Consider the following 12,896-nt stretch of genomic DNA (forward strand, 5'->3'; position numbering starts at 1 on the left):
GCCTGCTCGTCGGGTCCTGACATGGATACTCGGCGTATTGGGTCAACCGAATTATGCTCGACTGCACTGGGTTTCGGTTCAGCGCCCCTGGGAAATCGGTTCCGCGCTCTCACTGAGAGCGCGTGTAGCGAACTCGTCGACGATGCCTGGGACCGTGGGATGAGACTTTTCGACACGGCTCCGATGTACGGATACGGGCTGGCGGAAAACAGGCTGGGCACCGCTCTGCGCGGGCGTCCACGCGCGGACTATCTGTTGTCCACCAAGGTGGGGCGGCTGCTGCGGCCGGCGCCGTGTTCGTCAGCCGACGACGATATGTGGACCGGCGTTCCGCCGATGCGTGTCCAGTACGACTACACCTACTCCGCAACGATGCGCTCGATCGAAGACAGCCTCCAGCGCATGCTCACTGACCGCATCGACATCGTCTTCATCCACGACTGCGATCGGTACGGCCATGGCGACGAGCAGCCCGCAGTCTTCCGTGAGGCGATGACGGGGGCCGCGACCGCCTTGATGGATCTGCGTGAGCAGGGTGTCATCGGAGCTGTCGGCGTCGGCGTGAACGAAGCCGATGTCTGTGTCGCGGCAGCACAGCGTGGTGGCTTCGACCTGTTCCTCCTTGCCGGACGCTACAGCTTGCTCGAGCAGGAATCCCTCGATGAGCTGATGCCGCTGTGCGTGGAGCAAGGGATCTCATTGTTCTTGGGGGGCATCTACAACAGCGGAATCCTCGCCACCGGCGCCGTCCCCGGCGCTCATTACAACTACGCACCGGCTACCCCCGCAGTCATGTCTCGGGTGAGCGAGATCGAGAAGATCTGTGCCGCGCATGATGTGCCGATCGCCGCCGTAGCCGTGCAGTTCGTATTGGCACACCCCGCCGTAGCCAGCGTGTTGCTCGGTGCGTCAACCGTCGAGCAGCAAGCCCGCAATTGCGAGCTTGCGAATCGTGGTTTGCCCGATGGTGTTTGGGACGACTTGTTGACGGCAGGTTTGATACGTGCTGACGCACCGCTGCCCGCGCGCCAGGACTGACGTTCGTCAATAGGCGTCCGGGCGTTTAGCCTGGCGACCCGCGGGGTACTCGGGGACGGCAGGTTCAGATTCGAGCCGGTGAGCAATTGCGGCGAATCTAAGGGAGCTTGTTGATGCCTGCGTTCAGTGCGGCCAATTCAGACTATTCAGAAGTGACAGACATGTTCCGACGCCTCAGGGAACTTGATGAGGGTTCGCCGGCATTCTGCCGTTTGCGAGCAGCCATCATCGAGCGCAGTCTGCCGCTGGCCGATCACATCGCGCGGCGGTACAGCGGCCGGGGTGAACCATTCGATGATCTTGTGCAGGCCGCACGAGTCGGGTTGGTCAACTCCGTGAACCGCTTCGACGTCGACACCGGTGCGGCGTTTCTGTCCTTCGCCGTTCCGACGATGATGGGCGAGGTCCGGCGCCACTTCCGCGACTACGGGTGGGCGGTCAAAGTGCCCCGCGGTATCAAAGAGCTTCAGCCGCATATGATTAGGGGTCGTGCCGACCTGTCGCAGCGGCTGAACCGAGCGCCGACTGCCACCGAACTCGCAGCTCATCTTGGTGTCGACCGGGAGCTGATCATCCAAGCGACGATCGGTGGTGGCAACTACGCCACCGTATCTACCGATGCACCTGTGGGAGCTGGTGACGGTCCCAGGGTCTTGAGCGATACCTTTGGCGAGGTCGACCCGAATCTGGAAAAGGTGCTCGACGTCGAAACGATCCGGCCCTTGATTGCCGCGCTGCCCGAGCGCCAGCGAATCGTGTTGACCCTCCGCTTTTTCGACAATCTCACCCAGACTCAGATCGCGGAGCGCGTCGGCTGCTCGCAAATGCACGTCTCCCGCTTGCTTGCCAAGGCGCTCGACACCCTACGCACCCATGCCAGGGGTTCCGAACTCGCGGCGACCGCATGAGTGTGGCCGGTAGGGGCAACGCGGGCGGCTAACCCGTCAACCCCAGCAGTGGGGGAACGAGATATCGCCGAGCGAACGATCGGGCGGCATCGTCGTCGCCGAGCGCGACATTCTGCGACGGGGTCAGCACGAACGACACGATGACCCGGACGGTGACCTCAGCGACCTCGAGTAGTTCGATCTGGGTGCGGCTGTCGTTGGGCAGGGCCACGGCCAGTTGATGGGCGAGGAACGACGACGCCGTCTGGATAACGCTGTCGCCCTCGACCGTCAGGAACGGCAGCACGGTCTCGGGCTCGGTGGCGAGCAACCGCTGCAGAAGGGCGTGCTCCCGCATCGTGGTCAGCGTGAACACAAACCCTTCGACCAGCTTGTCCTCCGCTTCGGCGTAGCCGCCGGCCTCCGCGGCGAGCTCGGAGAGGAACCGCTCGAGTTCCCGCACCAGCACGGCCTCGACGATGGCGTCTTTGTTAGCGAAGTTGCGGTACAGCGTGACCCGGGCCAGTCCGGATCGCCGGGTGATGTCCTCCACGGTGGACCGGCGGATCCCGAACAATTCGAACTGCTTCAACGCCGCGTCGAGGATCCGCTGGGGGTTGCCCTCCGCCGTTGGCGACCCGAAACGCTGCACCGCCTTGGCGAGCAGGCCGCTGTGCTTCATCGGTGCAGTGTAAAGCCTGCGATGAGCTATTGATACAAACAGACGACGAATGTATCTTCAGTTCACGGCGCTCAGGACACCCGACTAGCAGGAGGCTCCCCATGGCTGCAGTGGTTTCGAAGGCTCCTTCGACCAAGACGACGACGCCACCCACCAGGGAGGAGTTCTCCGACCGGCTGCTGCGCGGGTCGGCTAAAAAGTCCTACGCGCCCGTCGTCGACGTTGACTGGGAATCGCCGGTTGAACCAGACAAGTTCTTCCTGCCGCCGCGGGTGGTGTCGCTCTACGGCACCCCGATGTGGGCGGACATGACCCGCGAACAGCAGATCGAGCTGTCGCGTCAGGAATTCATCAACCTGCTGTCGGCCGGCGTGTGGTTCGAGAACATCCTGAACCAAGCGCTGCTGCGCGGTCTGATGCACGCCGACGTCACCTCGGCCTCGACCCACTACTCGCTCACCGAACTCGGTGACGAGACCCGCCACATGGTCATGTTCGGCCGCACCATCAAGGCCGTCGACGGAAAACCATTCCAGCCCAAACGCATCCAACGAATGATCATCAATGCGCTGCCGCTGATGTTCCAGAAGTCCGTGCTGTGGATTGCCGCGCTGGTTGGGGAGGAGATCTTTGACGCGCTACAGCGCCGGATTCTCGATGATCCGGAACTGCAGCCGATTGTGCGCCGCATCATGCGGATACACGTCACCGAGGAGGCGCGGCACATCCAGTTCGCTCGCGACGGCGCGCGCCGGGACGTCCCGATGATGCGTCGGCGTAATCGGTTCCTGCTCGCCACCATTCACGGTGCCGGCGGGCCGTTCTACCGCTACCTGTTCACCAACCGCGCGGTGTACCGCCGGGCCGGGCTCGACGGCCGGGAAGCTCGCCGGCAGGCTCGCAGCAATCCCTATTTTCACGAGACGACGCGAGCTGGATTCGCCCCGCTGGCGGCGTTCCTAGAGGAGATCGGGCTGATGAACCGCATCAGCCGGCGCATGTGGAAGCGGAGCAACTTCCTGTGACCACCACGGTGGACGAGAGCGGCGTCTTCGACGGCGACGCCGAACTGGAGGTGTCGGGCGTGCGCTGCTCAGTCCGGGTCCGCCTCGCCGGTCACCTCAGCCCGATCGACGGGCGATACCACTGGCAGGGACTCGCCTACGGAGCCCCCGACGAGCTGGCGGCGGGCACGTCGGCTCAGCTGCTGATCGGAAGCCGCAGCGCCGCAGTGCGACTCGTCGAGAAGATCCCATCCGGCCAGCTGATGATCAGCGGTGTCGGAGCACCGCCGTACGACCTGCTGCCGGCCTGACGTTCCCTCGCCCCGACCCCTTAGACGGTCTGTGCCAACCGCTCCGCCAGCAGCCCCGCGAACTTTGCCGGATCTTCCAGCGTGCCACCCTCGGCTAGAAGTGCTGTGCCGTAGAGCAATTCGGCTGTCTCGGCGAGCGCGGCATCACCGCCGCGGCTCGAAAACCCTTCTCGCAACCCGGCGATCAACGGATGGCCGGGGTTGAGTTCGAGGATGCGCTTCTCCACCGGCACCGTCTGCCCGGATGCCTGCAACATGCGCGCGAGCGCGGGCGTGATGCCGAAACCGTCGGTGATCAGGCAGGCCGGCGACGCGGTCAGCCGGGTGGACAAGCGCACCTCCTTGACGTGATCGGCCAGGGTATCGGCCAGCCACCCGAGCAGATCGGTGTACTCCTGCTCCAACTGCGAGCGTTCGGCCTCGTGCGCGCTCTTGTCCTCCTCGGAGTCGAGGTCCACCTCACCCTTGGCGACAGACTGCAGCCGCTTACCGTCGAACTCGGGCACCATATCCACCCAGACCTCGTCGACCGGGTCGGTGAGCAGCAGAACCTCATAGCCCTTGGCCTTGAACGCTTCTAGGTGCGGTGAGCTCAGCAGCTGCTGACGTGATTCACCAACGGCGTAGAAAATCTGCTCCTGACCGTCTTTCATGCGTCCAACGTATTCGGCCAGCGTCGTGGGCTCCTCGTCGCTGTTTGTCGAGGCGAACGACGACACGGCCAGCAGCGTGTCCTTGTTGTCGGCGTCGGACAGCAGACCCTCCTTGAGGACCCGGCCGAATTGCGCCCAGAACGTGCGGTAGTCGGCAGGCCGCTCGGACTGCATCTCCTTGATCGTCGAGAGCACCCTCTTGGTGAGCCTGCGGCGGATCGCCTTGATCTGACGGTCTTGCTGCAGAATCTCGCGAGAAACGTTGAGCGACATGTCTGCCGCGTCGACGACGCCCTTGACGAAACGCAGGTACGGCGGCAGCAGCTCATCACAGTCGGCCATGATGAACACCCGCCGGACGTACAGCTGCACACCCACTCGGGCATCGGAGTTGAACAGGTCGAACGGGGCGTGCGACGGGATGAACAACAGCGCCTGGTACTCGAACGTGCCCTCGGCCTTCATCGGGATGACCTCCAGCGGGTCGTCCCAGGCGTGCGCGATGTGCTTGTAGAACTCCGCGTACTCCTCGTCGGAGACGTCGTCTCGGGGTCTGGCCCACAACGCCTTCATCGAGTTGACGGTCTCGGTCTCGACGGTGACCACCTCGTCGCCACCGTCCTCGGTTGCCGGGCTGCGTCGCTCGACTTGCATCCGAATGGGCCAGGCGATGAAGTCCGAGTACTGCTTGACCAGCGCCCGGATCTTCCAGTCCGCGGCGTAGTCGTGCAGCTCGTCCTCGGAGTCCTCGGGCTTGAGGTGCAAGGTCACCGACGTGCCCTGCGGGGCGTCGTCGACGGCGGCCACGGTGTAGGTGCCGTCACCGCTGGACTCCCAGCGGGTTGCTGAAGTCTCGCCCGCTTTTCGGGTGAGCAGGGTGACTTTGTCGGCGACCATGAACGACGAGTAGAAGCCGATCCCGAACTGGCCGATCAGTTCCTCGGAGGCGGCGGTGTTCTTGCGGTCTTGAGCCTCCCGCAGCTGCTGGCGAAGTTCGGCGGTACCGGACTTGGCCAGCGTGCCGATCAGGCCGACCACCTCGTCCCGGCTCATCCCGATCCCGTTGTCGCGGATCGTGAGCGTGCGGGCGTCCTTGTCGATGTCGATCTCGATGTGTAGATCGGAGGTGTCGACATCGATGTCTTTGTTCCGGAACGCTTCGAGTCGCAACTTGTCCAGCGCATCGGAGGCGTTCGAGATCAACTCCCGCAGGAATGAGTCCTTGTTGGAGTACACGGAGTGGACCATCAGATCAAGCAGCTGGCGGGCCTCGGCCTGGAACTCCAGCTGTTCTACGTGTTCAGTCATGGTAAATCCGATCGAGATGGACGACGATGGGTGCCGGCAGGATAATAGCGAGCTTCCGCAGGGCTCCGACACACCTGTCCGCGGTCCTCAGATCACGTGCGGTGCGATCAGCATGGTCGACCCGAGCACCACGAACCCGATCAGAAACGCGACGATCGTAAAGCCCATCACCTGACGCACATTGAGCTTCGCGATCGCCAATAGGGGGAGCAGCCAGAACGGCTGGATCATGTTCGCGACGCCCTCGCCGACCGCGACGGCCATGGACATCAACCCGAGATAGCCCGGCGAGTGCTGACCGAGCGCCAGCGCCGAGTCGACCGCGATCGGTCCTTGCACGGCCCAGTGCCCGCCGCCGGAGGGCACGAACAGACTGATGATCAGCGAGCCGACGAAGGTGAAGAACGGCAGCGTGTACTCCGACGCGCCGTGCACCAGCGCCTCGGCCAGCAGCGTCTGCAGTGGCTTGGTGTCCTTGGTGGCGTGGTAACCCAGCAAGCCGATCAGACCGCCGTACAACGGATACTGCAGCAGCAGCGGACCCGACACCTTCGCCGCTCCGGTGAACGCCCGAATGAACCGGATCGGGGTGCGGTGCAGGAGTGCACTGGTGATCGTCAACAACATGATCATCGAGGAGATGTTCAGCGCGAAGTCGCTGATCCAGAAGTAGGCAATGCCTGCTGCGAACATGAGAACGTTGAGGATCCAGAGGTTTTCCAGCCATTCGGCGAACGACTTCTTGCCCTTGGGGTCAGCGGGTGGTTGGTCCGCGTCCTCGAAGATCGCGGGATCGGGCGCGAGGCTCTGTGTTGGCGCCATGCGCCAGATCGCCAGCGCGAGTACCGCGACCACGACGATCACCGACAGCCAGCTGTACGGCGCAAAGATCGTCTCCGACAGGGGCACAGTCATGCCAGTCATCTTGTGGATCACGTTGATTGGGCTGCTGCCGTCGGTGTTCGCCAGCGCGATCGACGAGGAGAGTCCCTGCGTCCAGATGAGGAAGCCCATGAACGACGCCGCGATGAGGTAGCCGAAATGCACGTCGGTCAGGCGCTTGGCGATCTGCCGGGCGATCAATGCGCCGGCGACCAGTCCGAGTCCCCAGTTCAGCAGATGCAGGGCAGCGCTGACGCCGAAACAGAGCAGGGCTGCCTGAACCTGATTGTTTGGCTTGCCGGCGATGTAGACGATGGCGCGCTTGAGAACCGGTGCTTCGGCGAGCGTGTAGCCCGTCACGAGGATCAGCACCATCTGTAAGGCGAATGTGAAGATGTTCTGCGATCCCCACACGCCGCCGTACCACGCCTTGAGCATGCCGCTGGGCGTGGCACCCTTCACCAGGAACGCCACCAACGCGGCGACGATGACGGTGAGGACGACCGCGAACAGGTACGGATCGGGCATCAGGCGTTCGACGTAGCGGACCGACACGTCGGTCAGGGCTTGCATGACGCCGCGGCGCTTGGTTCTGGGTTCTTCGCTCGTGGTCACGATCTGCCCTCCCCGTCAACCGCCACTCGGGCGGGTTCGGCACGGACTCTAGCGCCTGAATCCGCAGATCCGAGGGTGAAACGACCGATGGCGACTGGCGTGCTACTCGCCTTTGCTGGTATCCATGAGTCAGCAGGTCTGAGGGGGATGGAATGTCGCTTCGGGTCAATATCGAGGATCTGGCCGCATCGGGGGTTGCGGTCACCGGTCACGGTGAGGACGTGGCCGTCAAACATGCGGCGGCGGCGAGCCGCATCGATGCGGCCCAGGTCGGGTGGCAGGGGGCGTCGGCGCTGGCCATGACAGCGTTGGCTGAGCAGTGGGTGGCCACCACCACCGCGTTGCTGACCCGGTTGAGTGATCACGCCCAGGGACTGCACACCAGTGCCCAGGGATTCGCTGAGATGGAACAGCGCAACAGCCAGGCGTTGCAACAGCCTGCTCAGGCGGCGAACGCGATCGCCGGCCAGACCGATCTCTGAGCCGTCGTGGCCCTGACTGTTGCTGACATTGAGCGCTGGAATGCCGGCGATGTGCGCGAGGTCTTTCATGCCGCCACCAGTCGCGCCCAGGCGGCGTTCGATGCCGCCGACGGTCTGGCCACGCTGCCGGCGTTCACCAGTTGGGGTGGGGAGTCTGCCGAGGCAGCCAAAGAGGCGATCGGGCAGACCCGCAAGGATCTGGACTCGCACGGCAACGAAGCGTTGGCGGTGGCCAATGCGGCCCGTAGTGCGGCGGACAACATCGAGAAGATCAAGTCGGAGCTGGCGACGCTGAAGGCGGACGCCGAGTCCTTGGGGATGGACATTGACCCGGTGGCCGGCGTGGTGGTGCCCGGCCCGAAGGTCCGTAACCCGATGGAAGCCGAACTCAAACAGGCTCAGCTGCAACCGCGGCTGGATACGATTGTGGCCGAAGCCAATCTGGTTGACATGGCGCTGGCCAACGCCATCAACATGGCCGGCGGCAAGACCCCCATCCCGCCCTCGCTGCACGCCAACGATCCCGAATTGCAACAGGCGCTGAGTCAGCCGCTGCCCGAGGACCCCAAGCAGTTTCGCGACCTGTGGGACAAGCTATCCCAGGAGGACAAGGACTTCCTTTACGGCCGCGATCACAGCATCGGCAACCACCCGGGCATGCCGTTCGTCGACAGGGACAAGTACAACCAGCAGCACCTCGGTGAGCTGGTCCACACCACCCAGAACAACATCGACCAAATGCAACGCCGCTACGACGAGCTTGCCCGCCAGGTGTACATGGGGGACAAGACCAACGAGACCGGCAACGAACTCAACAGGCTGGGGTCGCAGCTGCTGGCGGCACGGCACAGTATGGACGGCTATAAGGCTGTGCAGAATTCACTGCATCCGTCGAGTGATCCGAACAACACAGATCCACTCGCCAAGGTCCCGCGGATGCTTGGCTTCATCGACGACCAGGGACACGCGGCGGTATCGGTCGGCAACCCAGATACGGCCAGCCGCAACGCCATCCTGGTTCCCGGCACCGGTCAGGACATGGCCGCGTTCCAGGGCAGCAACGGCAAGTCCGAGGCGATGTTCCGCTCCACCCTGTTGGCCGATCCGAGCCTGTCTGCCAACGACGTCTCCATCACGACGTGGATGGGTTACGACCGGCCGATGAACCTCGCCGAAGCTGCGTTTCAGGACCGAGCGGTCAACGGTGGCGCCGCCCTCGACTCCTACCTCAACGGCATGCACGCTTCGCACAACGGACCGGCGGCGATCGACACGGTGATCGGGCACAGCTACGGCTCGACACTGGTGGGTGGCGCGGCCAGCGGCGGCAATCACCTTGCCGCCGACAACGTCATCGGCGTCGGTAGTCCTGGCATGCTGGTAAAGCACGCGGGCGACCTCAATCTCGACGCAGGGGCCCACGTGTATTCGATGACGGCCAGCAACGACATCATCAGCCTTGCGACCGATATGACCCTGGGTCCCGATCCCTTCGGACGGGACTTCGGTGCCACCCGCTTGTTCGCCAACCCTGGGCCGAGCTGGGATCCGACGGGCATCATCGGCGACGTCGCCGCGCACAGCGCCTATTGGGACAGCCCCACCAATCCCGCGCTCCAGAACATGGGCGCCATCATCGCTGGTCTGTCGCCGGTCCAGATCGTCACACCCGACGGGGTGGTGCCGGGATCGTGAAGTACGTGAGCACCAGCACTCGTCGAGCCAGAGCGCTACTCGGCGCACTGGCCCTGAGCGTCACGCTTTTCGGCTGCGGCGGCAAGCTCGAGCTGCCCAACCCGTCTGGCGCGACCGACATTGGAGGACCAACGATGACGTCTTCAGCCCCGACACCGCCAGGTTGGAATCCCAAAGATGTTGTACCGCAGAGTCAACAACAGGCCCAGGACACGCTGCTGGGCTATCTGCAGCGGACAGTCAGCGGCTTGCCACCGGGAATCACGTTCGACGCCAACAGGTTCGGCGGTGTCGGCAGCGGCAACGTAGGCTGTGACGACGACGCCACCACTGCTGACGCGTCAACCCGTTTCAATGTCGCCTTTGATATCAAGGTCCCGCCGGGCACCGATAATGCGACCCTCTTCCAGGCCGTGGGTGACGTATGGCGCAGTTGGGGTTGGTACGTCTACGAACGTGACGGGTTTCGTAAGCCGAACCTGTTCGGGTTCAGCCCGGACGGCTACGTCCTGCGGATTGTCACCGCGGCCCGCGACGGGTTCCCGCCGGGACTCGAGGGGTCAACACCGTGCTTCCCGGTCAACCTGGCGCGCAACGACATTGCGTTCCCGACGGTCATCACACCGTAATCGCGTTGATCGCCGCCGCGGTGTCCAGATCGCCGTAGGCGTTGGCATAGCGTTGCGCCAGCGCGACGGCCACCTCAGGACGCTGCCACAGCCCGCCGCCGCTGCTGGCGGTGGCCAGCCATAGCGCGAGCCCGTGCGCGACCGATGCGCGATACCGCAGCCAGATCTCGTCCATGGTGGGCAGCTCGTCGGCAGGCAGGCCGAGTGCGCCGCGGTACTCCTCCAACAGCGCTGACTCGTGCTGACGCCGGTCCTCGACGGTCAGAGCGCCCTGCAGGAAATACCCGACGTCCAGTGACCAGTTGCCGCGGCGGGCGACCTGCCAGTCCAGGAAGCCGACCTCGCCGTCCGGGGTCACGTAGGTATTGCCGATGTGTGCGTCGCCGTGCAGCAGCGTCTGCGGCGAGGTGGTCAACGTTCTGATGTACGGCTTCCACGCCTCTTCGACCAACTGCTCGATCGACATCGACAACACCTCCGGCGGGGTGGTCTCGTCGAGCTGTTCGAGCGCGCTCGGCAGCGGCGCGTACTGGAGCCCGTCAAAGGGCTCGAAGGGTTCCAGCCAGCTCAGGGCCGGTTCCTGGATCACGCGCGAACCCCAAAACCGACCGTGCATGCGCCCCAGCCCGCGCACCCCGGAACGTGCCTCGTCGATTGTCAGGGGCCGCAACGAGTCCCGCGGGTCGGCCCCACGCGCGGTGAGGTCCTCCATCACCAGGCAGAAGTCGTACGCGTCTTCGTCGATGAGCGCGGCGTATACGACGGGATGCTCCAGCGGGAGGTCCACACCCGAGCTGAAGAGGCGTGGTTCGTGGAACATGCCGCTGGTCATCCGGATGAGTTCCTTGTGGTCCGGGTCGGCGGCTTTGACGAACACCGTCGCCGGGCCGTCGCCGGCGGAGTAGGACAGGCGAAGGCGCGCACGACGATTGGTGCCGTCGTCGCGCAGATCGATGGCGACGTCACTGACGGTTGCGCCGGGGTGGTGGGCAGCCAGGGCGGCCGTCATCCAGCCGGGTGAAACCTCGGCAAAGTCCGTGGGCACCGGCAGGTCAGGTGTGCTCATCTCGGGCGCGCTCCTGGTGTCAAGCTCGTCTACTATTACGACACGAAATGTGTCGTAATAGCGGGAACCTACCGCACCCGATCCCAGACCGATAGTGAATCGGCGAAGTTAGGCTCGCGAGATGTCCCAACCGCCAGGCCGGCCTCGAGACGCGGCGTTGCACGTCGCGATCCTCGAGGCCGTGCGCGAGTTGCTGGTCGTGTCGAGCTACGCCGAGCTGTCGATGGACGCGGTCGCGGCGCGCGCGCAGGTGGGAAAGAAGACGCTGTACCGGCGCTGGGCTTCGAAGGCGCCGCTGGTGGTCGAGGCGGTGCTGGACGCCTACGGGCGAGGCGGCTCGTTCGCGGTGCCCGACACCGGCGACCTGCGCGCCGACTTGCGACAGTGGCTGGTCGAGCACGGTGAGTTCGTTGCCGAACCTTCCAACGCCAAACTCATCCGCGCGCTCGTCGCCGCGGCGGCCGCGGGTTCCGGTGACAGTGACGCGCTATACGAACAACTCAGCGTCCCGCAGCGCCGCGGGCTCGTCGACCGGGTGCGTCTCGCGGTGGACCGAGGAGCAGTGCGCGCCGATATCGATCCCGACGTCGTCGCCAATGCGTTGATGGGCACGCTGCTGTTGCAGGTCATGAGCAGTGCTGCGCCGGCTGATACGTCCGCGCGCTACGTGGCGCTAGTGGACGCGCTACTGGACGGCATGGTCTAGAACATGCACCTCGAGGAACTCCAATGGTTCGTGGTGCTGGCCGAGACCGAACACGTGACCGAGGCCGCGGCCGAATTGGGGGTGAGCCAACCCACGCTGTCGCGGGCGCTGACCCGGATCGAACAGCAGGCTGGCGCCCCGCTGTTCGATCGGGTCGGCCGTCGTCTGCACCTCAACGAGTACGGCCGCATCATGCTCGAACACGCCCGCCGCAGTATCGCCGAAGTGCAGGCGGCGCTCGACCGCATCGCTGCCCTGCGTGACCCCGACACCGGCCGTGTTCGGCTGGCATTCCTGCACTCGCTGGCCAACTGGTATGTGCCCGAGCAACTTCGGCGGTTCCGGGAAGCCGCGCCGAAGATCGCGTTCGATCTGTTTCAGGGGCCTGCGCACGAAGTCGCACAACGCGTTCTTGACGGCGGGGCTGATCTCGCCATCACCTCGCCGCGTCCCGACCCGGCGGCGTTTGCCTGGCATCGCCTCTACGTCGAGCGGCTGTGCCTGGCGGTGCCGGTGGGGCACCGGCTGGCAGCACGCAGTCGGGTCAGCCTTTCCGCGGCGGCCGACGAGCCGTTCGTTGCACTCGAGAAGCCGCTCGGGTTGCGGTTGCTGACCGACGACCTGTGGGCCGAGGCGGGTATCGACCCCGAGATCGTGTTTGAAGCGTCCGAGATCCCGACGATGGAGGGCCTGGTGGCGGCGGGGTTCGGGGTCGCCGTCGTGCCGGTGCCACGCGAGGGGGCCGATACGCGAGTGGTCCACGTGCCCTTGTCGAACAGCCGAGCCAAGCGCGAGGTCGGCCTGGCCTGGGGGCGCGACCGTCCACTGGCTCCGCCCTCGGAGCGATTCCTGCAGTTTCTTTCCGGCACCTGACACGAGTCGGGCGCGCGGCCCCATCAGCAATCATGCGCACAACGCATCAATATCCGTTGTTTCAT

The 12,896-nt window shown here is 64.7% G+C and carries 13 protein-coding genes; 9 read left to right on the forward strand and 4 right to left on the reverse strand.

Going from position 1 to position 12,896, the window contains the following annotated elements; all coding sequences use genetic code 11:
• The first annotated feature begins 21 nt into the window (after positions 1–21).
• Positions 22–1,038: an aldo/keto reductase gene (locus tag G6N38_RS18990; protein ID WP_163749620.1), complete on the forward strand. Its 1,017-nt coding sequence runs from the start codon at positions 22–24 to the stop codon at positions 1,036–1,038.
• Between the two features lie 161 nt (positions 1,039–1,199).
• A complete protein-coding gene (locus tag G6N38_RS18995) occupies positions 1,200–1,946 on the forward strand; it encodes a SigB/SigF/SigG family RNA polymerase sigma factor (RefSeq protein ID WP_163752111.1) in 747 nt (248 codons plus the stop codon).
• A gap of 28 nt (positions 1,947–1,974) precedes the next feature.
• On the opposite strand, the gene G6N38_RS19000 is transcribed toward G6N38_RS18995, so the two are convergent.
• Positions 1,975–2,607: a TetR/AcrR family transcriptional regulator gene (locus tag G6N38_RS19000; protein ID WP_163749621.1), complete on the reverse strand. Its 633-nt coding sequence runs from the start codon at positions 2,605–2,607 to the stop codon at positions 1,975–1,977.
• Positions 2,608–2,708: 101 nt separating this feature from the next.
• Between G6N38_RS19000 and G6N38_RS19005 the strand changes: the two genes are divergently transcribed.
• Both G6N38_RS19005 and G6N38_RS19010 read left to right on the forward strand, forming a co-directional pair.
• Entirely contained in the window at positions 2,709–3,632 is a 924-nt protein-coding gene (locus G6N38_RS19005; protein ID WP_163749622.1) for an AurF N-oxygenase family protein, read from the forward strand.
• Positions 3,629–3,922, forward strand: a complete 294-nt coding sequence (locus G6N38_RS19010; protein ID WP_163749623.1) for a DUF4873 domain-containing protein — start codon at positions 3,629–3,631, stop codon at positions 3,920–3,922. Before G6N38_RS19005 ends, G6N38_RS19010 begins: the two co-directional genes overlap by 4 nt.
• Positions 3,923–3,942: 20 nt before the next feature.
• Here the strand turns inward: G6N38_RS19010 and htpG are convergent, their stop codons facing one another.
• The gene (gene htpG, locus G6N38_RS19015; RefSeq protein WP_163749624.1) at positions 3,943–5,883 is read right to left on the reverse strand and encodes a molecular chaperone HtpG; all 1,941 of its coding nucleotides are present in this window, start codon (positions 5,881–5,883) and stop codon (positions 3,943–3,945) included.
• Between the two features lie 87 nt (positions 5,884–5,970).
• Positions 5,971–7,338: a TIGR00366 family protein gene (locus tag G6N38_RS19020; RefSeq protein ID WP_179968579.1), complete on the reverse strand. Its 1,368-nt coding sequence runs from the start codon at positions 7,336–7,338 to the stop codon at positions 5,971–5,973.
• A 194-nt stretch (positions 7,339–7,532) separates the two neighbouring features.
• On the opposite strand from G6N38_RS19020, the gene G6N38_RS19025 reads away from it, so the two are divergent.
• From G6N38_RS19025 to G6N38_RS19035, 3 genes are read left to right on the forward strand one after another with little or no spacing between them, the layout of a single operon-like run.
• Positions 7,533–7,862: a WXG100 family type VII secretion target gene (locus tag G6N38_RS19025; RefSeq protein WP_163749626.1), complete on the forward strand. Its 330-nt coding sequence runs from the start codon at positions 7,533–7,535 to the stop codon at positions 7,860–7,862.
• A gap of 6 nt (positions 7,863–7,868) precedes the next feature.
• Positions 7,869–9,557, forward strand: a complete 1,689-nt coding sequence (locus G6N38_RS19030) for an alpha/beta hydrolase (RefSeq protein ID WP_163749627.1) — start codon at positions 7,869–7,871, stop codon at positions 9,555–9,557.
• 5 nt (positions 9,558–9,562) lie between these two features.
• On the forward strand, positions 9,563–10,186 hold the full coding sequence (locus G6N38_RS19035) for a hypothetical protein (protein ID WP_246227304.1): 624 nt from the start codon (positions 9,563–9,565) through the stop codon (positions 10,184–10,186).
• On the opposite strand, the gene G6N38_RS19040 is transcribed toward G6N38_RS19035, so the two are convergent.
• Positions 10,176–11,252: a phosphotransferase gene (locus G6N38_RS19040; RefSeq protein ID WP_163749628.1), complete on the reverse strand. Its 1,077-nt coding sequence runs from the start codon at positions 11,250–11,252 to the stop codon at positions 10,176–10,178. The genes G6N38_RS19035 and G6N38_RS19040 overlap by 11 nt on opposite strands.
• 121 nt (positions 11,253–11,373) lie before the next feature.
• Between G6N38_RS19040 and G6N38_RS19045 the strand changes: the two genes are divergently transcribed.
• Positions 11,374–11,958, forward strand: coding sequence for a TetR/AcrR family transcriptional regulator (locus G6N38_RS19045; RefSeq protein WP_163749629.1), 585 nt, complete (start codon positions 11,374–11,376; stop codon positions 11,956–11,958).
• 3 nt (positions 11,959–11,961) lie between these two features.
• The gene (locus G6N38_RS19050) at positions 11,962–12,831 is read left to right on the forward strand and encodes a LysR family transcriptional regulator (protein WP_163749630.1); all 870 of its coding nucleotides are present in this window, start codon (positions 11,962–11,964) and stop codon (positions 12,829–12,831) included.
• Positions 12,832–12,896: the final 65 nt, after the last annotated feature.

The sequence above is a fragment of the Mycolicibacterium helvum genome (assembly GCF_010731895.1).
GTDB classification, from domain to species: domain Bacteria; phylum Actinomycetota; class Actinomycetes; order Mycobacteriales; family Mycobacteriaceae; genus Mycobacterium; species Mycobacterium helvum.